General features: G+C 48.7%; 29 protein-coding genes. 27 read left to right on the forward strand and 2 right to left on the reverse strand.

The window, feature by feature from the left end:
- Positions 1 to 42: 42 nt before the first annotated feature.
- The 18 genes from LACZS1_RS05635 to LACZS1_RS05720 all read left to right on the forward strand — a co-directional run bounded on the left by LACZS1_RS05635 (position 43) and on the right by LACZS1_RS05720 (position 13682).
- The gene (locus tag LACZS1_RS05635; RefSeq protein WP_070651941.1) at positions 43 to 1065 is read left to right on the forward strand and encodes an L-threonylcarbamoyladenylate synthase; all 1023 of its coding nucleotides are present in this window, start codon (positions 43 to 45) and stop codon (positions 1063 to 1065) included.
- A gap of 162 nt (positions 1066 to 1227) precedes the next feature.
- Positions 1228 to 2460: a serine hydroxymethyltransferase gene (glyA, locus tag LACZS1_RS05640; protein ID WP_070651940.1), complete on the forward strand. Its 1233-nt coding sequence runs from the start codon at positions 1228 to 1230 to the stop codon at positions 2458 to 2460.
- Positions 2461 to 2500: 40 nt separating this feature from the next.
- Positions 2501 to 3130 (forward strand): uracil phosphoribosyltransferase, encoded by a 630-nt coding sequence (upp, locus tag LACZS1_RS05645; protein WP_010488901.1) that lies wholly within the window; start codon positions 2501 to 2503, stop codon positions 3128 to 3130.
- Between the two features lie 299 nt (positions 3131 to 3429).
- Positions 3430 to 4140, forward strand: coding sequence for a F0F1 ATP synthase subunit A (gene atpB, locus LACZS1_RS05650; protein WP_010488899.1), 711 nt, complete (start codon positions 3430 to 3432; stop codon positions 4138 to 4140).
- A 22-nt stretch (positions 4141 to 4162) separates the two neighbouring features.
- Positions 4163 to 4375, forward strand: a complete 213-nt coding sequence (atpE, locus tag LACZS1_RS05655) for a F0F1 ATP synthase subunit C (protein WP_010488897.1) — start codon at positions 4163 to 4165, stop codon at positions 4373 to 4375.
- Positions 4376 to 4409: 34 nt separating this feature from the next.
- Positions 4410 to 4898 carry a F0F1 ATP synthase subunit B gene (atpF, locus tag LACZS1_RS05660; protein WP_010488895.1) on the forward strand — a complete coding sequence of 163 codons (489 nt, stop codon included), beginning with the start codon at positions 4410 to 4412 and terminating at the stop codon, positions 4896 to 4898.
- Complete coding sequence (gene atpH / locus LACZS1_RS05665) at positions 4885 to 5430, forward strand: ATP synthase F1 subunit delta (protein ID WP_070651939.1); 546 nt, start codon at positions 4885 to 4887, stop codon at positions 5428 to 5430. Before atpF ends, atpH begins: the two co-directional genes overlap by 14 nt.
- A gap of 23 nt (positions 5431 to 5453) precedes the next feature.
- On the forward strand, positions 5454 to 6983 hold the full coding sequence (atpA, locus tag LACZS1_RS05670; RefSeq protein ID WP_010488892.1) for a F0F1 ATP synthase subunit alpha: 1530 nt from the start codon (positions 5454 to 5456) through the stop codon (positions 6981 to 6983).
- Between the two features lie 11 nt (positions 6984 to 6994).
- Complete coding sequence (locus LACZS1_RS05675) at positions 6995 to 7918, forward strand: F0F1 ATP synthase subunit gamma (RefSeq protein WP_070651938.1); 924 nt, start codon at positions 6995 to 6997, stop codon at positions 7916 to 7918.
- Positions 7919 to 8015: 97 nt separating this feature from the next.
- Positions 8016 to 9482: a F0F1 ATP synthase subunit beta gene (gene atpD, locus LACZS1_RS05680; RefSeq protein WP_047105964.1), complete on the forward strand. Its 1467-nt coding sequence runs from the start codon at positions 8016 to 8018 to the stop codon at positions 9480 to 9482.
- A 14-nt stretch (positions 9483 to 9496) separates the two neighbouring features.
- A complete protein-coding gene (locus LACZS1_RS05685; protein WP_010488888.1) occupies positions 9497 to 9928 on the forward strand; it encodes a F0F1 ATP synthase subunit epsilon in 432 nt (143 codons plus the stop codon).
- A gap of 145 nt (positions 9929 to 10073) precedes the next feature.
- Complete coding sequence (locus LACZS1_RS05690) at positions 10074 to 10310, forward strand: DUF1146 family protein (protein WP_070651937.1); 237 nt, start codon at positions 10074 to 10076, stop codon at positions 10308 to 10310.
- Positions 10311 to 10374: 64 nt separating this feature from the next.
- A complete protein-coding gene (locus LACZS1_RS05695; RefSeq protein ID WP_010488882.1) occupies positions 10375 to 11364 on the forward strand; it encodes a rod shape-determining protein in 990 nt (329 codons plus the stop codon).
- 10 nt (positions 11365 to 11374) lie between these two features.
- Positions 11375 to 11545 carry a DNA-directed RNA polymerase subunit beta gene (locus tag LACZS1_RS05700; RefSeq protein ID WP_010488880.1) on the forward strand — a complete coding sequence of 57 codons (171 nt, stop codon included), beginning with the start codon at positions 11375 to 11377 and terminating at the stop codon, positions 11543 to 11545.
- A gap of 8 nt (positions 11546 to 11553) precedes the next feature.
- Positions 11554 to 11859, forward strand: coding sequence for a membrane protein insertion efficiency factor YidD (yidD, locus tag LACZS1_RS05705; protein ID WP_010488878.1), 306 nt, complete (start codon positions 11554 to 11556; stop codon positions 11857 to 11859).
- Entirely contained in the window at positions 11852 to 12073 is a 222-nt protein-coding gene (locus LACZS1_RS05710) for a DUF2969 domain-containing protein (protein ID WP_010488877.1), read from the forward strand. The genes yidD and LACZS1_RS05710 overlap by 8 nt, the downstream gene beginning before the upstream one ends.
- A gap of 93 nt (positions 12074 to 12166) precedes the next feature.
- The gene (locus LACZS1_RS05715; RefSeq protein ID WP_010488875.1) at positions 12167 to 13372 is read left to right on the forward strand and encodes an FtsW/RodA/SpoVE family cell cycle protein; all 1206 of its coding nucleotides are present in this window, start codon (positions 12167 to 12169) and stop codon (positions 13370 to 13372) included.
- A gap of 10 nt (positions 13373 to 13382) precedes the next feature.
- Positions 13383 to 13682: a glycine cleavage system H family protein gene (locus LACZS1_RS05720; RefSeq protein ID WP_010488872.1), complete on the forward strand. Its 300-nt coding sequence runs from the start codon at positions 13383 to 13385 to the stop codon at positions 13680 to 13682.
- Positions 13683 to 13803: 121 nt separating this feature from the next.
- Here LACZS1_RS05720 and LACZS1_RS05725 read toward each other — a convergent pair whose 3' ends face one another.
- Complete coding sequence (locus LACZS1_RS05725) at positions 13804 to 14928, reverse strand: ArgE/DapE family deacylase (protein ID WP_093997860.1); 1125 nt, start codon at positions 14926 to 14928, stop codon at positions 13804 to 13806.
- A 655-nt stretch (positions 14929 to 15583) separates the two neighbouring features.
- Between LACZS1_RS05725 and LACZS1_RS05730 the strand changes: the two genes are divergently transcribed.
- Positions 15584 to 15991 carry a GNAT family N-acetyltransferase gene (locus tag LACZS1_RS05730; protein WP_070650163.1) on the forward strand — a complete coding sequence of 136 codons (408 nt, stop codon included), beginning with the start codon at positions 15584 to 15586 and terminating at the stop codon, positions 15989 to 15991.
- A 107-nt stretch (positions 15992 to 16098) separates the two neighbouring features.
- A complete protein-coding gene (locus tag LACZS1_RS05735; protein WP_274804347.1) occupies positions 16099 to 16701 on the forward strand; it encodes a nucleoside/nucleotide kinase family protein in 603 nt (200 codons plus the stop codon).
- Between the two features lie 65 nt (positions 16702 to 16766).
- Here the strand turns inward: LACZS1_RS05735 and LACZS1_RS05740 are convergent, their stop codons facing one another.
- Positions 16767 to 16880 carry a putative metal homeostasis protein gene (locus tag LACZS1_RS05740; protein WP_010491550.1) on the reverse strand — a complete coding sequence of 38 codons (114 nt, stop codon included), beginning with the start codon at positions 16878 to 16880 and terminating at the stop codon, positions 16767 to 16769.
- A 111-nt stretch (positions 16881 to 16991) separates the two neighbouring features.
- On the opposite strand from LACZS1_RS05740, the gene LACZS1_RS05745 reads away from it, so the two are divergent.
- The 7 genes from LACZS1_RS05745 (at position 16992) to LACZS1_RS05775 (ending at position 22474) form a co-directional block, all read left to right on the forward strand.
- The gene (locus LACZS1_RS05745; protein ID WP_070650162.1) at positions 16992 to 17444 is read left to right on the forward strand and encodes a Fur family transcriptional regulator; all 453 of its coding nucleotides are present in this window, start codon (positions 16992 to 16994) and stop codon (positions 17442 to 17444) included.
- Positions 17445 to 17705: 261 nt separating this feature from the next.
- Positions 17706 to 18164, forward strand: a complete 459-nt coding sequence (locus tag LACZS1_RS05750) for a hypothetical protein (protein WP_070650161.1) — start codon at positions 17706 to 17708, stop codon at positions 18162 to 18164.
- A 20-nt stretch (positions 18165 to 18184) separates the two neighbouring features.
- Positions 18185 to 19174 carry a DUF6681 family protein gene (locus LACZS1_RS05755; protein ID WP_070650160.1) on the forward strand — a complete coding sequence of 330 codons (990 nt, stop codon included), beginning with the start codon at positions 18185 to 18187 and terminating at the stop codon, positions 19172 to 19174.
- Positions 19175 to 19536: 362 nt separating this feature from the next.
- Positions 19537 to 20274: an amino acid ABC transporter ATP-binding protein gene (locus LACZS1_RS05760; protein ID WP_025012879.1), complete on the forward strand. Its 738-nt coding sequence runs from the start codon at positions 19537 to 19539 to the stop codon at positions 20272 to 20274.
- Between the two features lie 51 nt (positions 20275 to 20325).
- A complete protein-coding gene (locus LACZS1_RS05765; RefSeq protein ID WP_070650158.1) occupies positions 20326 to 21150 on the forward strand; it encodes a glutamate ABC transporter substrate-binding protein in 825 nt (274 codons plus the stop codon).
- Between the two features lies 1 nt (position 21151).
- Positions 21152 to 21796: an amino acid ABC transporter permease gene (locus LACZS1_RS05770; protein ID WP_047105698.1), complete on the forward strand. Its 645-nt coding sequence runs from the start codon at positions 21152 to 21154 to the stop codon at positions 21794 to 21796.
- A gap of 15 nt (positions 21797 to 21811) precedes the next feature.
- On the forward strand, positions 21812 to 22474 hold the full coding sequence (locus tag LACZS1_RS05775; RefSeq protein WP_010491536.1) for an amino acid ABC transporter permease: 663 nt from the start codon (positions 21812 to 21814) through the stop codon (positions 22472 to 22474).
- The last annotated feature ends 181 nt before the right edge of the window (positions 22475 to 22655 follow it).

Genomic DNA, 22655 nt, shown 5'->3' on the forward strand with positions numbered 1-22655 from the left:
TGGCGTTACACAGCAACAGACAAAATATGGAGGCAGAAGAAGTTGTCAAAACGTTATCATGAATCTGATATCCCGGAAGCCGCCGCTGCTTTAAAGCGCGGCGAGTTAGTCGCGTTTCCCACTGAAACAGTGTATGGCCTGGGTGCTGACGCGACCAATGTGGATGCGGTGGGCAAAGTCTATGCAGCCAAGGGCCGGCCTTCAGATAATCCACTAATTGTGACGGTGGCGGATGCGGCGATGGTCGGGCAATATGCGACGATTACCTCTGCAGCAGCTAAACTAATGGCGACTTTTTGGCCGGGGCCGTTGACGATGATTCTGAATATTTTGCCTGGGCGCTTGTCCATGAAGGTGACAGGGGGCTTGCAGACGGCGGCTTTCCGCAATCCGGATAACGCCTTGACGCGGAAGTTGATTGCAACTGCCGGCGTTCCGATTGTTGGCCCGTCAGCCAATACTTCCGGCAAACCCAGCCCGACCACAGCGGATCACGTGCTGCATGATTTGTCAGGCAAAATTGCCGGCGTGCTCGATGACGGGCCAACCCGGGTCGGTGTTGAGTCCACCATTGTCGATCTAACTGTCACGCCACCAGCAATTCTGCGCCCGGGTGCAATCGGTCCTGACGAGTTGGAGCCGATTTTAGGGCCGGTCGATTCAGCGATTCATCACGTCGGCAAAAATGAAGCGCCCAAAGCACCAGGGATGAAATATAAACACTATGCGCCATCTGCTCAAGTGGTGGTTGTCGATGATCCGGGCCAGTTTCCCGAAGCGATCGAATGGGCCAAAAAGACCGGACAGACTTTTGGTATTTTGGCGACCGATCCGATTCTTGCCAAATTCTCGGCGGTGCCTGGTTATTCGTTGGGGCAGGACATTAAAAGTGCGACCCATGACTTGTTTGCCGGGTTGCGTTGGTTCGATCTTCATCCGGATGTCACACTTGTGTTGGCGCAGGCGTTTTCCCATAGTGAATTAAGCATGGCTTACATGAATCGCCTGCTTAAATCTGCTGGTAATGTCCACTATCAACCAAATATGCCTACAGATTCGTTTTGATTTGCTATAATAAGGCCAACTGACCAGTGAGTGTCAGTTGGCCTTATTTGGATTCGTGGCGTTAAGCCTTGTACGTTAGGCTTTCACGGCGTACACGATTGCAATGGGTCGGGTTTTTTGTTGGGTAATAGGAATGAATGCATTCAAGAGGAGAGTGGAGACATGGATTTCATGGCACAAGACCCAGAAGTCTTCGGCGCAATTCATCATGAAGAAGAGCGTCAGGAGCATAATATCGAACTCATTGCCTCGGAGAACATTGTTTCACCGGCAGTTCGCGCTGCTCAGGGGTCGGTTTTGACCAACAAGTATTCCGAAGGCTATCCCGGCCATCGGTATTATGGTGGTAATCAATACATAGACGTGACCGAACAGCTGGCCATTGATCGGGCAAAAAAACTTTTTGGGGCAGAGTTTGCGAATGTACAGCCGCATTCCGGATCACAGGCCAATATGGCAGCTTATCGCGCCTTTTTGGAAGACGGCGATAAAGTCTTGGCGATGGATCTGACCGATGGCGGCCATCTCACCCATGGGAGTCCGGTTAGCTTTAGTGGTCAGGAGTATCATTTTTACCATTACGGGTTGGATGCCAAAACCGAACGCTTAAATTATGACAAGATTCGGGAACAGGCGGAACAGATCAAGCCGCGGCTGATTGTCGCCGGTGCCTCGGCTTACAGTCGCGAGATTGATTTCAAGAAATTCCGCGAAATTGCCGATCATGTCGGTGCCTTTTTAATGGTTGATATGGCGCATATTGCCGGATTGGTTGCCGGTGGGGTGCATATGAATCCGGTGCCGTATTCAGACGTGGTAACGACGACAACGCACAAGACGCTGCGGGGACCGCGCGGCGGGATGATTTTGGCAAAAGCTGAATATGGTAAAGCCATTAATTCCGCTTTGTTCCCGGGCATTCAAGGCGGACCGCTGGATCATGTGATTGCCGCTAAAGCTGTTGCGCTGGGCGAAGCATTGAAGCCTGAATTCAAGACATACACGCAACAGATTCTCGATAATATGCAGGCCATGGTCGCCGGTTTTGAGGAAGATCCGCATTTACGGCTGATTTCCGGCGGGTCGGATAATCACATGGTATTAATTGATGTCACAGGTTATGGCGTCAACGGTCGGCAAGTTCAAGATTTATTGGACGAAGTGGACATTACCACCAACAAAAACCAGATCCCGGGCGAGCAAAACGGCCCGTTCAAAACCAGCGGCATCCGCGTCGGCACGGCCGCCATTACGACTCGTGGCTTTACGCCAGAAGAGAGTAAGCGAGTTGCCGAACTCATCAGTGCGGCAATTGCGCATCGCGATGATCAACCGGCTTTGGATCAAATTCGTCAAGAAGTCCTTGCGCTGACAGCCCGTCATCCCTTATCATAGATAGGGTTTGCAAACAAATGGCTCACACAGGAGGCCTCGCATGGGTAAATTTACAGTTTTAAATCACCCGTTGATTCAGCATAAGCTTACTTTGATTCGAAATAAGCATGCCGGCACTAAGGAATTTCGCGAAATCGCTAACGAAATCGCGGAATTAATGGTGTATGAAATCACACGGGATCTGCCACTGGAAAGTGTCGAGATCGAAACACCGATGGGGAAAACGGTTCAAAAGCAGCTTTCCGGTAAGAAACTTGCGGTTATTCCGATTCTTCGTGCCGGTTTGGGCATGGTGGATGGCGTTTTGCGCCTTATTCCAGCGGCAAAAGTCGGTCACATTGGGATGTATCGCGACGAAAAGACACTGAAGCCGCATGAATACTTTGTGAAGATGCCGCCGGATATCGACCAGCGGGATTTAATCATTGTTGATCCGATGCTGGCAACCGGTGGATCGGCCAACATGGCGATTGAAGCGCTCAAAAAGCGCGGGGCGACGTCAATGCGCCTCGTGGTACTGGTTGCTGCTCCTGAAGGGGTTAAAGCCGTTCAGGCCGCTAATCCGGATGTCGACATTTATGCCGCCGCGCTGGATGATCATTTGAATGAAAACGGTTATATTGTGCCTGGGCTCGGCGATGCCGGCGACAGACTTTTTGGGACAAAATGACATGAATTGGCATGTGGTCACGCACATGCCTTTTTCATTTTTAGTTAAAAGATTTTTTGTAGGCGCATCAAGACACGTGAAAGCCATGGCCGCCGTGAAAAAATCAGTGAAAAAGCCTTTATGACGGCCAAAGTTTCTCTTTTTAGTGCTTTGTTTTTTCACTGAAATGGTGTTAGAGTAATGATTGTGTTTCAAGGGTCTACCCTAGTAACCAACGATTATCGAAGTCTCTGCAATCTTGCCCCATCTTTTTGATGGTACACATGATATGAAGCCACTTCAGTAAGGAGGTGAATTCTGTGAACGAACAATATCCCTCGATCAAGCTTTTCGGCTTAACTTTCAACCTGACCAACGACATTGGTGTTTTGGTTTCGGCAGTTCTGGTATTCTTACTGGTGCTATGGCTGTCACGAAACCTGAAAATGCGGCCAGGTGGCAAGCAGAACGTACTGGAATGGGCCATGGACTTTACAAACGGTATCGTCAAAAGTGCGATGCCCGGTTCGGAGCGTTACACGTTTAATTTATTTGCGTTTACGCTCTTCCTGTTCATTTTTATTAGTAACCAAATCGGGTTATTCATCGAGTTAGATATTGGTAAAGATACTTGGTTCCGCTCACCAACAGCATCCCCGGTGATTACCATGACGATGGCGATGACAGTTCTGGTACTTTCGCATTATTTTGGCGTTGTCTTCAGAGGTTTCAAAGGTTACATCAAAGGATATGCGTCACCGGTTCCGATTCTCTTACCAATCAACCTATTGGAAGAGTTTACGAACTTTATCACGCTTTCTTTGCGGCTTTACGGAAATATCTTTGCTGGCGAAGTTTTGGTTCTATTAATTCGGCAGTGGGCCTTTTCCGGCGGTGCACTCAACTTTGTTAGTGCAACGGTAGCCGAGATAGCTTGGCAAGGGTTCTCAGTCTTCATTGGTAGTATTCAGGCGTACGTTTTCGTCACGCTTGGTATGGTTTATACATCACACAAAGTTCTACCCGAGTAACTATTTTAGGAGGAAATTTCTTATGCAATTTTTAGCTGCCTCACTAGCCGCCGGCATTGCTGCCTTCGGTGCTTCAATCGGTAATGGGATGGTCATCAGCAAAACACTTGAAGGTATGGCGCGTCAGCCGGAAATGGCCGGAACCTTGCGTGGTACCATGTTTATTGGTGTCGGCCTGATCGAAGCTGTTCCGATCCTGTCTGTTGTTGTTGCCTTCATGTTGATGCTCCGTTAATTCAGTTCATCAATAAAGAAGGGAGTGGCAAAAGATGAGTTTAGGTGACACACTCTTCACACTTGTTACATTTCTGATCTTGGTGATTGCAGTCGGGAAAGTGGCATGGAAGCCAGTTACCAAAATGATGGCGGATCGCCAACAAAAGATTTCCGGCGACTTGGATTATGCTGAAAAGTCCCGCAAAGATGCGGAAACTTTAGCAGCCAAGCGACGGGAAGAACTGCAACACTCCCAGGCTGATGCTGTCAAGATTGTCAATCAAGCTAAGGAAAACGGCGAGAAGCAACGACAATCATTGGTTGACGCGGCCAACACGGAAGTCGCCACGTTGAAGAAAAATGCGCAAGCAGACATTGACCAAGCCCGTAAAGATGCTTTGGCCAGTGCCAAGAACGATGTGGCTGATTTAAGTCTGACGATCGCACAGAAGTTGATCGGTAAGGAACTTAACGCAGCTGATCAAAAAGACTTGATCGACGACTATATCAAACGGTTAGGTGATGCAAATGGCAGTCACTAATCAAATGGTTGCACCGCGTTATGCAAAAGCATTACTGGAAGCAGCCCATGACCAGGATCAGGTAGCGACAGTTCATGAAGAGTTACAGGCGCTTGCGTCTGTATTCAAAGAAAATCCGACGATCCTGACAATTTTTGATAATGCCCGAATTACGGCAGATGACAAAGCCAACCTGATGGCGACTTTGACCAAGAATGCCAGTCCGCTTGTGGCCAACTTATTGAAGTTAACCCAGCAATATGGTCGATTCGGTGCATTGCCGGATATCATCACGGCGTTCAATCGCGCTTATGATGATGAAGCCGGTATTATTACAGCGACTGTTACGACTGCAGTTGCTTTGTCAGCAGACCAAGCCGATGCCTTGCGCAGTGCCATTGCTGCGCGTTTTGGCATGAAGTCGACGCAATTGGAACAAGTCGTTGATCCAAGCGTCATCGGCGGCGTGCGCATTCAAGCACACGGGTCGGTTATCGATGGAACGGTTAAACACCGTTTCGAGAAGATGAAGGCAGCACTGCTGGCAGATTAGAGATAAGTAAAGAGGTGAACCGGATGAGCATCAAGACTGAGGAAATCAGTTCTCTGATCAAAAAACAACTTGAAGGATATCAAGATGATTTGGCGGCCGAAGAAGTTGGCACCGTTACTTACATTGGTGACGGGATTGCCCGCGCCACTGGGCTGGAAAATGCCATGGCCAACGAATTGCTCCAATTTAGCAATGGCTCATACGGGATGGCGTTAAACCTTGAAACGAACGATGTCGGGATCATTATCTTAGGTGACTTCGATGAGATTCGCGAAGGTGACCAGGTTAAGCGAACCGGTCGGATTATGGAAGTTCCTGTCGGGGACGCCATGATTGGCCGGGTTGTCAATTCCCTGGGACAGCCAGTCGATGGCTTAGGCGCGATCAAGACGGATAAAACCCGTCCGATCGAGTTTAAGGCACCTGGCGTTATGCAACGCAAATCTGTATCCGAACCTTTACAAACCGGATTAAAAGCGATCGATGCCTTGGTTCCGATTGGCCGTGGTCAGCGTGAGTTGATCATTGGTGACCGGAAAACCGGGAAGACATCCATTGCGATTGATACGATTTTGAATCAAAAAGATCAGAATATGATCTGTGTTTACGTTGCGATCGGGCAAAAGGACAGTACGGTTCGTGCCCAGGTCGAAACGTTGAAGAAATATGGTGCGATGGATTATACCATCGTTTTGACGGCTGGCCCTTCTGAACCGGCGCCAATGTTGTACATTGCGCCTTATGCCGGTGCGGCTATGGGTGAAGAGTTCATGTACAATGGCAAACATGTTTTGATCGTGTACGATGATCTAAGCAAGCAGGCAACCTCTTATCGTGAGCTGTCCTTGCTGCTCCGTCGTCCGCCTGGTCGTGAAGCCTACCCTGGGGATATTTTTTATACCCACAGTCGCTTGTTGGAACGTGCCGCTAAATTGAGCGATAAGCTCGGCGGCGGTTCGATGACGGCGCTGCCGGTTATTGAAACCCAGGCTGGCGATATTTCGGCTTATATTCCGACTAATGTTATTTCCATCACGGATGGGCAAATCTTCTTGCAGAGCGATCTGTTCTATGCAGGTACCCGGCCGGCGATTGATGCCGGGGCTTCCGTTTCCCGAGTTGGTGGGGATGCCCAGGTTAAAGCCATGAAGAAAGTTGCCGGGACACTGCGGCTGGATCTTGCATCCTTCCGTGAACTGGAAGCTTTCACCCAGTTTGGTTCTGACTTGGATGCTGCTACCCAAGCCAAGCTGAATCGTGGTCGGCGCACGGTTGAAGTTTTGAAACAACCAGTACACAAGCCATTGCCGGTCGAAAAGCAGGTTATCATTCTCTATGCTTTGACCCATGGTTTTCTTGATCCGATTCCAATCGAAGACATCGGCCGGTTCCAAGACGAACTGTTTGATTTCTTCGATAGCAATGCGGCTGATTTGTTAAAGCAGATCAAGGATACCGGTGATTTACCGGACACCGATAAGCTGGATGCACAGATCAAAGCCTTTGCCGGTGGCTTCCAGACTAGCAAACAACTTGCTGCTGCTAAAGGTTAAGGAGGTGCCGCATGGCTGAATCATTAATGGATATCAAGCGCAAGATCGCTTCGACCAAGAAAACCGGTCAGATCACGCAAGCCATGCAGATGGTTTCCGGTGCCAAATTGAGTCAGATCGAAAAACGTGCCCGAAAATATCAACTTTATGCTGATAAGGTCCGTCAGATTGTGACTCATTTAGCTGCGGGACAACTTCTTGAGTTAGCTAATGCTGCGAATAATGATGCTGAGGCGAATAAGAATCAGCTTGTTTCCGTTGCCAGTTTGCTCGAGAAGCGTCCGGTTAAAAAGACAGGTTACCTCGTGATCACCAGTGATCGCGGATTGGTTGGCAGTTATAACAGTACGGTTTTAAAAGCGATGATGCAGATGATCAAAGACGATCACGAAGGCCCGGATGATTATGTCATGATGGCCATCGGTGGCGTCGGTGCGGACTTTTTCAAGGCTCGTGGTTTGAATCTAGCTTATGAATGCCGTGGTGTTTCCGATATCCCGACTTTTAACGAAGTTCGTGAAATCGTGAAAACAGCTGTGACGATGTATGATAATGGTGTGTTTGACGAACTTTACGTTTGCTACAACCACCACGTTAATACATTAACTTCTGCTTTTCGGGCGGAGAAAATGCTACCGATCAGTGATTTGGATGTCAGCGAAGTTGAAGACACCAACGTCGAATACTTGGTTGAACCCGATCTTGACGCTGTCTTGGATGCAGTCTTGCCGCAGTATGCGGAAAGTCTGATCTTTGGTGCGATTATGGATGCGAAAACGGCTGAGCACGCCGCATCGACAACCGCCATGCGCAGCGCAACCGATAATGCCAACGATTTGATCTCGCATCTGTCGACCCAGTTCAACCGGGCACGGCAGGCTGCGATCACGACCGAAATTACTGAAATTGTCGGTGGTGCGGCAGCACTAGAATAAACAGGTATGAGCCGGCTTGTGAAAAGTCGGTTTGTGCTTACCATAACGCATGAGCTAGCCTAGCAACCGGGCTGGCTCACGCTCAAGGAGGACGAATATGCCAAATGCAACTGGTAAAATTGCGCAAGTGATCGGTCCTGTTGTCGACGTAGCGTTCCCAATCAATGACAATTTGCCAGAAATCAACAACGCCTTGACAATTACCCGTAAGGATGGCTCCCAGCTGGTGCTGGAAGTTGCCTTGGAACTGGGTGATGGCGTCATGCGGACCATCGCGATGGATTCGACCGATGGCTTGCAGCGCGGCATGGCAGTTCAAGATACTGGCGGTCCGATTTCAGTGCCTGTCGGTAAAGACACACTGGGTCGCGTGTTCAATGTATTGGGTGACCCCATCGATGGCGGCGAAGCTTTTGGACCGGATCATCAGCGTGACAGCATCCACCGTGATGCACCAAAATTCGAAGATTTGAACACCAGTTCTGAAATTCTGGAAACCGGCATTAAGGTTATCGATTTGCTCGAACCCTACCTGCGAGGCGGGAAGGTTGGACTCTTCGGTGGTGCCGGTGTCGGTAAAACCGTTTTGATTCAGGAACTGATTCATAATATCGCCGAAGAACACGGCGGCATCTCCGTCTTCACCGGGGTCGGCGAACGAACCCGTGAAGGGAACGACCTTTACTTTGAAATGAAGGAAAGCGGCGTTCTGGAGAATACAGCCATGGTCTTTGGTCAGATGAACGAGCCGCCTGGTGCCCGGATGCGGGTTGCCTTGACTGGTTTGACAATCGCGGAATACTTCCGTGATGTCGAAGGTCAAGACGTCCTGCTGTTTATCGATAACATTTTCCGGTTTACTCAGGCTGGTTCCGAAGTTTCTGCCTTGCTGGGCCGAATTCCGTCAGCCGTTGGTTATCAGCCGACACTGGCAACTGAAATGGGTCAGTTACAGGAACGGATTACCTCGACGAAAAAAGGATCGGTTACTTCCATTCAGGCTATTTATGTGCCTGCCGATGACTATACCGATCCGGCGCCGGCGACAACTTTCGCCCATTTGGATGCCACGACCAACTTGGAACGGCGTTTAACTGAGCAAGGGATTTACCCGGCCGTTGATCCGCTGGAATCTTCTTCCAGTGCGTTGACACCGGAAATTGTCGGCGAGGAACACTACAAAGTGGCCACTGAAGTTCAGCGGGTCTTGCAGCGTTACCGTGAGTTGCAGGATATCATTTCTATTTTAGGGATGGACGAATTGTCCGACGAGGAAAAGGTGATTGTTGCCCGTGCCCGTCGTGTTCAATTCTTCCTGTCACAAAACTTCAACGTTGCGGAACGTTTCACCGGCCAACCAGGTTCATATGTACCGGTTGAAGAAACCGTTAAAGGCTTCAAGGCAATTCTGGACGGCAAGTACGATGACTATCCGGAAGATGCCTTCCGTTCAGTCGGCCGCATTGAAGAAGTTGTCGAAAAGGCTAAGAAGATGGGCTTTGCTCCTGATGAACAGGACACGGATGCTGACGAAAAGCCAGCTGCACAGGCTGCAGCTAACTAAGGAGGCGACGCGTTTTGGCAGAAACGAGCAATGTTCTTCGTGTCAATATCGTGACGCCTGACGGTCTGGTTTACGACCATCATGCCAAGATGTTGGTGGTTCATTCTGTTGCTGGCGAATTGGGGATCATGGCCAACCATGAGCCAATCGTTACCCCGTTAGCGATCGGGGAGGTTGACGTACAACGTGTTGACTCAAGCGATCATAACGATTCAATTGCGGTCAACGGGGGTTTCATGGAGGTTTCGGATAACGTCGCCTCAATCGTCGCTGACTCAGCCGAACGCGAACGCGATATTGACCTGAGCCGTGCTCAAGCAGCACGCGATCGGGCCAAGAAGCGGATCGAGCAGGCCAAGAATGAAAACAACCAAGACGATCTACGGCGGGCGCAAGTCGCATTGCGACGCGCCATCAACCGGATCAACGTTAAGACCAGTCATTAGACTCATGAAGAACAAAAAGGTGCTGGAGGCGATTTTGCCTTTAGTGCCTTTTTGTTTGTGAGCGCGAGCCGCGGTTCTAACCGGCCCTGCTCACGCTCTTGCATGAATGTCGAAAGTGCGGGAAGATAACATATGAGGTGATCGCATGTTTCAGGAAATCGGCCTAAATGCCGGCATAACGCTCGTGTCCCACTTTGTTTTCATCATGTTGGCATTCCGGGCATTGAATGCGCTGCGTTTTGAGCGGTTCATTAAGGCCAACCATGTCCGTGAAGCGCAAGTTCTGTTGCTTTTCATGGCCGTCGGGTTAGGTTATTTGGTTAGCTCCTTCTTTTTATCGCTCGTTCAAGCAGCTTTAAACTTACCTAAACTTTTCCTATAAAAACCTCGTCTTAACTATGTTATAATGCGATAGTTAGTCAATTTACGAGGAGAGATATATACCCATGGCAAAAGATATTGGGATCGACTTAGGGACAGCCAATGTACTGATCAATGTTAAAGGCAAAGGCATCGTCTTAAATGAGCCGTCCGTTGTCGCCATTGATACCCATACCGGCAAAGTATTAGCGGTGGGGACAGAAGCCTATAAAATGGTTGGGCGCACACCGGGTAACATTCGGTCAATTCGACCACTTAAAGATGGCGTTATCGCTGATTTCGACATTACAGAAGCAATGCTTGAATATTTCATTAACAAATTAAATGTAAAAGGCGTGTTTTCCAAACCCAATATTTTGATTTGTGCCCCAACAAACATTACGGATATTGAGCAAAAGGCCATCATCCAGGCGGCCGAAAAATCCGGTGGCCGTCATGTCTACCTTGAGTTCGAGCCTAAGGTAGCAGCAGTTGGTGCCGGTTTGGACATTTTCCAGCCGCAAGGGAACATGGTGATCGATATCGGCGGTGGTACCAGTGACATCGCGGTACTTTCTTTGGGGGAGATTGTCACCAGTCGTTCGCTGCGGTTAGCCGGCGATAAAATGGACTCATCGATTGCAGCTTATGTAAAGAACAAACACAAGCTGATTATCGGCGAGCATACCGCTGAGCAGATTAAAATCAAAATCGGCGCTGTTTATGAGGCCGATCCTAAAGAAACCATTGAAGTTCGCGGCCGAGACATTGCGACCGGCTTGCCACGTGAGGTTTCCGTGACTTCTGAAGAGGTCTCTGACGCTTTACACGAAACCATGATGGCGATCATCGACGGCGCTAAAGGTGTCTTGGAAAAGACCCCGCCGGAGCTTTCTGCCGATATTATCGATCGCGGCATTATGCTGACAGGCGGCGGCGCGTTATTAAAAGGCATTTCCCAGTTATTCGCCGCTGAATTGAAGGTGCCGGTGCTTTTGGCCGACGATCCGTTAGATGCGGTAGCTTTAGGCACAGGTGTCTTACTGGACAACATCGAACATCATCGGCAGTATTAGGAGTTAGCTTATGGACCCGGAGTATCCGAAACGCATTTTTCATCACATTAAAATTTGGTTGATCATTGCGGCGATTGCGTTAATTTTAGGATTGCTGATCGGTTTTGGTATGGGCGGCAGCAATCCGTTTAAGGTTTTTTTGCCATCGACGTGGATCCATTTCTTTAATTTCCTGCGTTAGGAGTGGACATGAAGCAAATCCTGACCTGGCTGGTGCGGGGCTACCAGCGATTTATTTCCCCGTTATTGCCACCGAGCTGCCGGTATTATCCGACCTGTTCGACGTACATGATTCAGGCGTTGCAGCGACATGGCGCCATTAAAGGGACACTCATGGGGATTGCCCGGATCTTGCGGTGCAACCCCTTTGTTAAAGGTGGGCTTGATCCGGTCCCGGCTTATTTTACGTTGCGGCGGAACCCGCATCCTGAAAATGACTTGGATCTCAGCGATATTCAAAATCTTAATCATAAGCTAGGAGGCCATCATGGCTAAAGAAAGAAACATCAAGGTCACCCAAACGGATGAAACCCGCAATGGCCATACGGTTTCGGTGTTAAAAATCGGTGATCAGGAAATTGGGTTTATTGAACCGGATGGCACTCGTTTTGCTGCTTACGTTGCCGGTTCAGACAAGCCAAATCGCTTTAAAAGTCTGGATGACGCTGTCAACGCGTTGATTGCGGAATATCATTTGCATCAAGGATGACGTGAATCGGAAGAGCGTGAACTGGGGCGGTTTCTAACCCAGTAAGCGCGTTTTAAACAGCGCGTAAACAAAGAGCGTTAAAGGAGGTTCGCCGTGGAATCGCATGAAATTAAATCAAATTCTGAAGGCGATCGCATCGACTATGGCATCATTTTGTCAGTCATGCTGCTGGCGCTGATCGGTTTAGTGTCAATTTATCTGGCGGCGTCTCATGATGGTTCGACTTCGCAGAATCCGGTCAGGGCCACGATTATGCAGGCGGCCTGGTACGCGATTGGTGGCGTCGGGATCTTCTTCGTCATGCGGTTTGATGCAGAACAGCTGTGGCGAATTGCGCCTTATTTGTATGGCATCGGGATCTTTTTGATGATCGCAGTTCTGATTTTTTATGACCGGGCAACTGAAATTAATACCGGTGCTAAAAGCTGGTTTGCGCTTGGACCAATCAGTTTCCAACCTTCGGAAATCATGAAACCGGCGTATATTTTGATGCTAAGCCGAGTCGTCACCCAGCACAATGCAGCTTATTCGCACACGATCCAAAACGATTGGAAATTAATTGGCCGCATGGTGTTGTGGACCCTTCCGATTGCCATCTTGATGAAGTTGCAAAATGACTTCGGGACAACGTTGGTCTTTCTAGCCATTTTTGCCGGAGTCACCTTGGTGGCGGGCATTAATTGGCGGATCCTATTACCGATTGCCTTGGGAGCGGCTGCGATAGGAACGCTGGCCATTTTGCTGGTCACACAGTCATGGGGTCGGGCGTTCTTGGGTTCAATTGGCTTCAAAACGTATCAGTTTGCTCGAATTGATTCGTGGCTGAACCCGTCCGGCAGTACCAGTGGCGATAGTTACCAATTATGGCAATCGATGAAGGCGATCGGATCAGGGCAGCTAACCGGAAAAGGCCCGTTCCACATGGCCGTTGCGGTACCAGTGCGGGAATCGGATATGATTTTTTCCGTGATTGGCGAAGCATTCGGGTTTGTCGGCGCAGCGGTGCTGATTCTGTTATACTTTATGTTGATCTATCAGATGATTCGGGTCACGTTCGATACCAAGAACGAGTTTTATGCTTACATTTCGACCGGTGTCATCATGATGATCTTATTCCACGTGTTTGAAAACATTGGCATGAACATCGGCTTGTTGCCATTAACCGGGATTCCGCTACCGTTCATTTCACAAGGGGGTTCATTCCTGCTTGCGAATATGCTATCGGTCGGTATGGTCCTCTCGATGCGCTATCACCATACAAGTTATATGTTCAGCCGCGACACAGAAGATTTTGAATAGGAGCGAGAAAATGGCAACGACTTATTTTTGGCAAGACGAACTGGCTGCGGGTCAGGTTCGTTTGGGGTTAACCGAGGATGCACAGGAAACATTAGGCAAAATCAAGTTTGTTGATTTACCGCAAGTTGGAACAAGTTTAACGGTTGGCAAACCGTTTTTGAGTGTGGAAGCGGAAAAGGCTGTCCTCGATCTTGAGGCACCACTTGCCGGGACTGTTGTGGATGTTCACCAAGAACTTGGCGACAAACCGGCTTTGTTAGACGAAACTGATCACAATCACAATTGGGTTGTGACTGTCTCAACTAAATAGCAGTGATCACTTGCCATTGACTTGACGAGTGCGTGACGCAGCCAAACTAAAAGGCAGCTGACATCAAAAATGATGTTTTGGCTGCTTTTTAGTTTGTTTTAACTTTTTGACGGCAAAAGTGTCAGGCGAAGAACCGCTTTGCCATCTCCTGGTAGGTTTTGATGGCGGTCGTGTAGCTGTCTAAGTCGACGTGTTCATCGATTTGGTGGCTGAAATGATTATCGCCGGGACCATAGACGATGACATCAAAGTGGTTGTCAGAGCGAATGAATTCAGACGCGTCGGTGCCGCCATATGCCACTGCGAGTTGCGCCGGCGTACCGGTGACAGCGGCAATTGCCTGATTAGCAGTGGTGACAAGGTGACCATTTTTGTCGGAGTGCACTGGCAGGAACCGATGCAAGACCTTGAGCGTTAATTTGGCAGACGTAGCTTGATTGGCCCGCTCGACTAATTGTTTCAACAGGTCGACGACTAAGTCAATATTGGCAGCCGGAGTTGGCCGTAAGTTGCCGCGTAGATAGGCGTGGGCGGGAATCGTGTTGACTTGATCGCCACCGTTGATCACCGTGATTGAATGGCGAAAGACGCCTAGATCCGGGTCGTCCGGTGCTTGATCAAAGGCAGTTGGCTCCCGTTCGGCAAAGGCCACTAACCCATCAATGGCGTTGACGCCTTTTTCCGGCCGTGAACTATGAACCGAGACGCCTTCACTATCGATTTCGTAGTTGACGGTCCCGCCATGCGCATACTGCAGCAATTTGTCGGTTGGTTCGCCAACGATTAAGCCTGCCAAATCATCCGCATAGCCTTGTTCAGTGAGTTGCCGTGCACCCATCGCGCCAAATTCTTCACCAACCGTTGCCATGAACCGAATGTGATGTTTAAAACCGGCTTGCTTCAAAGCGATGAGCGCGAGTGTCATTGCCGCCAGACCGCTTTTCATGTCATCGGTGCCGCGTCCATACATGACATTGTTGACAATTTTTCCGGAAAAAGGCGGATACGTCCATGCAGACTCGTCGCCGGGACTAACCACATCTTGGTGACCGGTGAAGCCAAGCACTTGGTCACCTTGATTAAGTTCCGCCACCAAATTAACCCGATCATCTTTGTACGGGATCAGTTTGGTAGGAATACCGGCGGCCTCAAACTCAGCCTGCAAGACTTTTGCCACAGCCAGCTCATGACCGTTTGCTGAGTCAATGCGAATTAATTTTTGCAACAGTGCAACAGGATCTGTCATATTTGCTCATCCTTTCAGTGCGATGTTTCATGGCCGCTTAATTGAACTTTTCACCGACGGCCAATGTTGAAGCAAGCTTACACTCTTTTTGAATTAAAATTCAATGTTTGACTACTAAAAAATTTGTGCTAAACTCATGAATACAAACTTGAAATTGATGATAAACGGACTAAGTGAGTAGCGGTCGCGAGACACTACAGAAAACCCGAATTGATGAGAGCGGGGTTGCAAGCGCGCGTGAATATGGCTTAGTGCACACGGCACACCGAACATTTTTTTGTAAGGCTGTGATGGTCAGCGCCCATTAACGCGCTCCCGGATGAATCCGTCCGGTGAGTGGGTCGCGCACAGCACGGCCAATTAGAATGGTACCGTGGGTGAAGCTCACTTCTAACTGTCTTGGGTTAGAGGTGGGCTTCTTTTTTGTGGGCGTGAGCCAGCGCGGTTAGAAGCCGGAGTGTAAGTGGCCTTGGACGTGATGGCCGGTCTTTGGCCATTGCGACCAAGGTCCTTACACGCAAGGCTTCTGCGCTGGGGAGCGCGTTATGGAAAACCCGGCACGTCAAGCTGAACGCGAGCTGCTACTTTCATAGTCCTTTTATCATTCAATCAAGCTAACACAGCGAAGCACCGACTACACGAGGAGGGGACAGGGATGATCAAGATTGATAATCGCAAACTTGATGACGAAGCTGTATTGGCTTTATATCAAGCCGTTGGATGGGTCACGTACACGCGCAATCCCGCAAAACTAAAACGAGCCTTGGCGCAGTCGCTCATGGTTCTGGGTGCCTTTGATGGGGACCGTTTAGTGGGGTTGATTCGAGCAGTAGGGGATGGCGAAACGATTCTTTTCATACAGGATCTGCTGGTGCTTCCCAACTATCAACGTCAAGGGATTGGCCGCCAATTGGTAAACGCATTGGTCGATCACTATCCGGAAGTGCGGCAGCGGATTTTGTTGACGGATGATCAGCCAGACACACGAGCCTTTTATGAGAAGATTGGGTTTGTGTCGAGCGATCATTTTGGGGTGGTCGCTTTTTACCAGGACTTGTCCTAAGGTTTTGAGTGGAAAAGGCTAGCTTGATTTACCGCTCATTGTTGATTTTCAGCTGACGAATCGGCGCTGATTTGGTACAATCGAGGCAATATTCAAGGAGGCGGATCATGAAAGCGGCGCATAAGTTGATTGTGATCACAGGGGCAACAGGTACCGGCAAAACAACGGTGAGCGCGTATCTGCGCGATAACTACCGAATTCATCGGGTGATGACGCATACCACCCGTCCGGCTCGTAAGGGTGAAAAGAATGGCGTCGATTATTATTTTGAAACGCCGGCAAGTTTTGCAACGAAACATTTTATCGAAAAGGTCACTTATGCTGGCTATGAATATGGTTCCTCACATGAATCGCTCGAGAAAAATTGGGCGAAGCATCCTTTTTTAAGTATTGTCTTGGATACTAAAGGGGCGATCACTTATGTTCAGGAGCTCTCTAAAGAAGTCGTGGTATTATTCCTCACCATTGATGATCCGACTGTTTTGAAAGATCGCTTACTGGGCCGCGGCGATGATCCAGCGATGGTGGCGGCGCGGCTGAAAAGTCCTGAATATAAGCGGGATTTAACCTTGCCAGATGAACTCAAGCCGTTTGCAACAGTGATCAAAAATGACAGTTGGGATGAAGCGCGGGAACAGGTTGATCGGTTCATGAAAGATCTGGCGCTTAAAAGTTGCGGTTTAATGTCGCTGAATCCGGAACAAAAATAAAACGTGACCCTTCGCTATGTGATAGCAAAAGGCCACGTTCAATCTATTTTGGTATCTGTCAATGGTTATTTAGTCGGTTTCTTAACGGCCTTAATCACACGTTTAGCGCGTGAACGGGTCTTGGGATTCTTACTTTTTAAACGACGTGCAGCAGATGCATAATCGGTTTTTTCAGCCATATTGCTTCCTCCTGTCAGGCGTGTTACACTAAATGGTACTAATCGTAATCAGTACGATTTGATACATTACACGTCTTCAATTAAAGTGTCAAGCCAAAGGGGTTTAATTCCATGGACAACACAACAATTGCATTAAAACAGTTAAAACAACACGGTTACCGGGTCACCAAACAACGTGAGTCAATGGTTGACTATCTGGGCAGGAACCAGCATCGGTATACGGCCGTCACGATTCTGGATCGGTATATGCGCACACAATTCCCCGGGGTGTCGCATGATACGATTTATCGCAACGTCAAATCATTCATCGAAATGGGCATCCTGGAAAGTCGCATGCAAGACGATCAAATCGTGGTTAAACTGCAGTGTGATTTCCAGCATCCGCATCATCACCATTTTATCTGTACGAACTGCGGCAAAGTGATTGAACTTAAAATGTGTCCGTTGAATTACTTTGAAGATCAGGTTCCGGGCGCTAAAATTCAAAGCCACAATTTTGAACTTTATGGTTTATGCGCGGACTGCCAGAAGCGCGCGAACAGTTTAAAAGAAGCTAACGCCTAACGAACAGTTGCAAGTAAATGAAGCAGATGTGCTCCGTAGATGTATCGGCACCAGAGATAGCCATTCTCTGATGTCTTTTTTAGTTATGCGTCGTGTTGCATGTTTCAAATGTGGCTCATGCATTGGTAGCCATCTCACGATTGTTGAAAAGCGCACCACTTTGGCCAACGCTATAAGTAGCGTATAATTTTAGCGGTAACTTAAGGTGCTTCCTGCTACTTTTGGGGTAAAATGAAACGATGAATGAAAGGAGCTGGCTACATGGCTTATCGAACACCGCCATTATTACCGCCGACTGCCATTGTTTCGCTGATTGTTTTGATTAGTGCGTATAACATTGTTAATACGATTAACCCGGTCAATCAGCCTAAATCGGCAACCGATCAGAGTTCGTTGGTATCCAAAATAAAATCCGAATCGGCTTCTAAGGCTGCGCGTTCAGCCTCGTCAAAACCGGAACCAAGTCAAACTCCGGCGTCCCAGCCGTCTGCTGCTAGCCAGTCGCAGACGCAGCCGAGTCATGAGGAGAACAACAACGAAACGACCAGTACCGCGAGTGCAACGTCGACACCGAGTTCGGCAACTTCGACCTCAAAGGCGTCAACATCTTCTGTGACGTCCACACCAAGCACCGCTTCAACCAATAATGGGCAAACGACTGATCAGAACCAGACAAGTACTGATCAAGGAACTGACACAACCGGCACGAATGGCCAATAAGCCGCGGAAAGGATGAAATCATGTTAACTGTTATTGATATTATCAACCGCGTGCTGGGCTACTTTAACATTGCTGATAAACCCAAAGGCAAGGCCTTCACGTGGGTGGCATTTTTCGCTAATTTTTACTTGCTCTATGTTGCGATTGAAAACCTGCGTTATCCGGATTTTCGGATCCGCGGGGCGTTGTTCCTGCTGGCGTTTGTTGTCTTTTTGTATTTTATTGGGTTGAACTTCCTGTATTACTTCACGAACAAGACAACCCGATTTGATATTTCGCCAACCGTTGAAAAATGGCTGGGCAGCAATGGCGCAAAGAAAACCGCTGTTGAAAATGAGCTGAAAACGCAATTAGGCGCGGCACCGCCTAATGGCGTGTTTTCTCAAGAGCAACTGCTGACGGCCGATGTTACGCTAACCGATGACCAACAAGCGAATCTTGATGCGTTGGTTGCCAGTTTGGTTAAGCAAGGCGTTTTGAGCTTGAATTATCAGGGCTTGGACGACAAAGCGATTGAACGGGTTGCGCAGGAGACGCAGAAACCGGTTCTCGCTATTGGCGCACCCTATCCGTTGCCGTTTTTTGATTTGCAACATGTCAACGATCAGCTGATTATTACCGGTGGCTTAAACGCGCTGACGGCCAAACCCATCGCAACTGTTGAGCGGGTGGGCTTGTTGCCGGTTGAAAAAGCGGCGCAGGACTATCATCTGGTGGCGGCCAACGTTTTTCTGATTGGCGGCGAGCAGAAGTTGTTGGGTCGCAGTGGGTTGCGTAAAGAATCGCAGCCATACAGCCTGACAGTGCAGCTGGCTTATCAGGATAAGTCGCCAGCAGCGTCTCAAGAAAAGGCAGACACTGACACGCATTCAGTGGAGGGTCGCCAGCCAGAAGCGCCACAGGAGACCAGAGAAAGACGCCACGCCCTTGATGACGATGCGACGACCAAGCTGGAGCAACAAGCGTCCGAGCAATTTCCAACCCGGGAAAGTAGAAGGCATCAGAAATAAGGAGTGACACGGTGTCACTTTCCGTATGAAAATAGTGTCAGCAAGTCACGGTATTTCACGTTGACGATCAGTCAATGTGAAATGCCGCGGCTTTTTGCTTGGCTTTGTTTGTGATTACAGATAAAATATTAGTTTGCGTGCGAAAGCCTTTTCGTCGTGCTGAGAAACAAGCCATCCGTTTCTGCAATATCTGCACACCAAATTCCCACATCGCGGTTCCATCCGCAAAAGTCCCAAAAACCGGCATTTTTCGTTTTTTCCACCGAATAAATGCTCACTTTTTAAAAGAAATATTTGCGCATCATTAGTTTTCTATGTAAAATCCATGATAAGAGCTAGTGAACCCAAGGAGGTCCTCCAAAATGTCAATGATTGAATTTCATGACGTTAACAAGTATTTTGGCAAATTCCAAGCATTAAAAAATATTAATCTAACAGTCGATCGTGGTGAGGTGGTCACGATAATCGGGCCTTCCGGGTCTGGTAAAAGCACCTTGTTGCGCTGCATCAATGGGCTTGAGCGGATCACGTCCGGTCAGTTAATTGTCAATGATTTTGATTTAGCCGACAAGAAAACCGACATGAACCGCATTCGCAAAAATGTCGGCATGGTTTTTCAGCATTTTAATCTGTATGCCAACAAGAACGTGTTGCAAAATGTCACGCTCGGGCCGGATCTCGTGCTGAAGCGTGATAAAGCTGAAGTTGAACAGGAAGCCCGCGATTTGCTTAAGATGGTTGGGCTGGAAAGCAAGGCGGACAGTTTTCCCGGCGAGTTATCCGGTGGTCAGCAGCAGCGTGTTGCAATTGCCCGTAGTCTTGCCATGAAGCCGAAAGCCATTTTATTCGACGAACCGACCAGTGCGCTGGATCCGGAAATGATCGGTGACGTGCTGGATGTCATGCAAAAGATTGCCGAGCAAGGGATGACGATGGTCGTAGTGACGCACGAAATGGGCTTTGCCCGCCACGTGGGCAACCGGATTGTTTTCATGGATGATGGCCAGATTCTGGTCGACTCCAGCGATGTCAACCAATTCTTCGATGATCCGCAAGAACCGCGGGCCAAGGAATTTATCAGTAAGATCATCAATCATTAGCCCAACAAGACCAGTTACGGATGGGATACTTTATGAAAGCAGGTGTGTTAGATGAAAAAGATGTGGAAACGCATGCTCCTGCCGCTGGTGTTGTTGTTAATGATGATACCGCTTAGCAGTTGCGGGAAAAGTGTCGCAGATCGGGATATTTTGAGCCATGCCAAGGCGACCAATACCATTGTGTGGGGCGTTAAAGCCGACACCCGACTTTTTGGTTTGATGAATATTAAAACCGATAAAATCGAAGGCTTTGATGTTGATATGGCCAAAGCCGTGACCAAACAGATTTTAGGCAAGAAGGGGAACGCTCAGCTGGTTCAAGTGACCAGTGACACGCGGGTACCGATGCTCAAAGGTGGCAACGTTGACGCGGTGATTGCTACCATGACGATTACCCCAGAGCGTCAGAAGATTCTGGATTTTTCCGATGTTTATTTTAATGCCGGCCAAAGTCTTTTGGTTAAAAAAGGGAGTCCCATTAAAACCGTGAAGGACCTGAAGAAAGGGACGAAGGTCATTGGCGTGCAGGGTTCCAACTCGGTCGACAACGTCAAAAAAGCCGCGCCGGATACAACTGTGCTGCAGCTAGCTGATTATGCCCAGGCGTTTACTGCGTTGAAGTCCGGGCAAGGAGATGCACTTACCACCGATAATGGGATCTTGTACGGGATGTCGGAACAGGACAACCGCTACATTGTCACCGGTGGCACCTTTACCAAGGAACCTTATGGGATTGCCATCAACAAAGGGCAGCGGCCGTTTGTCAAGGCAGTCAATAAGGCGATCAAACAACTCAAGCAAAACGGTACTTATGCCAAGTTAATTAAAAAGTGGTTTGGCGATGTGCCAGGGTTCAGTCTTAAGGAGGTGGAATGATATGTGGTCAATTCTTACCAATAACTGGAACACCTTTCTTTCAGGCCTTGGCTATACCTTGGCAGCCAGCATCCTTGCCTTGATTGGCAGTCTGATCATCGGCACCTTGTTTGCCTTAATGGAAATTTCCCCGTTCAAGGCGCTGCGCATCATCGGCCGAATTTATGTCGAGGTGGTGCGAAATATTCCACTGCTGGTCATCACGTTAGCCTTCTACGTGATCGTGCCGCAATTTATCGTCAAAATCGATGGCTTCACCGCCGGCACGATTGGCCTGTTGATCTATACGAGTGCGTTTATCGCTGAAACCGTGCGCGCAGGGATCGAAGCGGTTCCCAGCGGTCAAATGGAAGGCGCCCGCAGTATCGGGATGAGCTATACGCAAGCGATGACGCAGATCATTTTCCCGCAGGCATTCAAAATAGTCATCCCGCCGCTGGGCAATCAGTTTATTAACTTGGTGAAAAACAGTTCGGTTCTGGCCTTCGTTGCCGGCTTCGATCTGATGTATCAAGGCAAACTCATTGCGGCAACGACATTTTCGACGTTTGACACTTACCTGATCGTCGGAATCCTTTATCTCATCTTGACCATGCCGTTAAGTTATCTGATGCGTTATCTTGAGAAAAAATGGGTTACCGCATAGAAAGGAGCAGGACTGATGCATAATTTTATCGACGCGTATTCTTGGATTAATTTACGCTACCTGCTTCAGGGATTAGGCGTGACCTTGGAAGTTTCCGTAGCCTCCATCTTCTTCAGCTTCGTTCTCGGGGTGATTTTAGGCTTAGCACGTTATGTCAACATTAAATATTTTTCCGCGATTGTCGGCTTTGTTATTGATGTGATTCGGAATTTGCCACTGCTGCTGATCTTGTTCTTCACCTACTTTGCGTTGCCGGAAATCGGCATTCGCCTAAACGTCATCATTGCGGCCATTGTGGCGATGAGCATTTTCGAATCGGCAATGTTGGCCGAAATCGTCCGATCCGGCATCAACGCCGTCCCGCGCGGTCAGATGGAAGCAGCCCGCAGCAATGGCCTGACATTTTATCAGGCGATGCGCTACATCATCATGCCTCAGGCGCTTAAGAAAATGATTCCGCCGATTGTCAGCCAGTTCATCTCACTGGTCAAAGACACGTCACTAGCCACGATTATCCTGTTGCCAGAAGCGACGTACCACGCGCAAATCATATATGGGCAGAACATTAACTACATGATTCCCATGTTTGTTGCGTTAGCTGTGATGTATTTTGTTGTCAACTATGCCTTGTCGTTGGCAAGTCGCTGGTTGGATCGGCGATTGGTGCAGTCGAACTAGGTTTTTAAGCAGGTGAATATCACCAAAATCGACTCTGACAGCACATCAATGTGTACTGCCAGAGTCGATTTAGTATATGGGGACGGATTCAAATGTTGCGTGTGCGGTATTGGCAAGCAGGGTGCCATTTGGAACGGTTCTTATCATTTTCCTAACATTTGGTATAAGCTGCGGTGGTTCG

Source organism: Lacticaseibacillus zeae subsp. silagei (genome assembly GCF_030770335.1).
GTDB classification, from domain to species: Bacteria; Bacillota; Bacilli; order Lactobacillales; family Lactobacillaceae; genus Lacticaseibacillus; species Lacticaseibacillus zeae.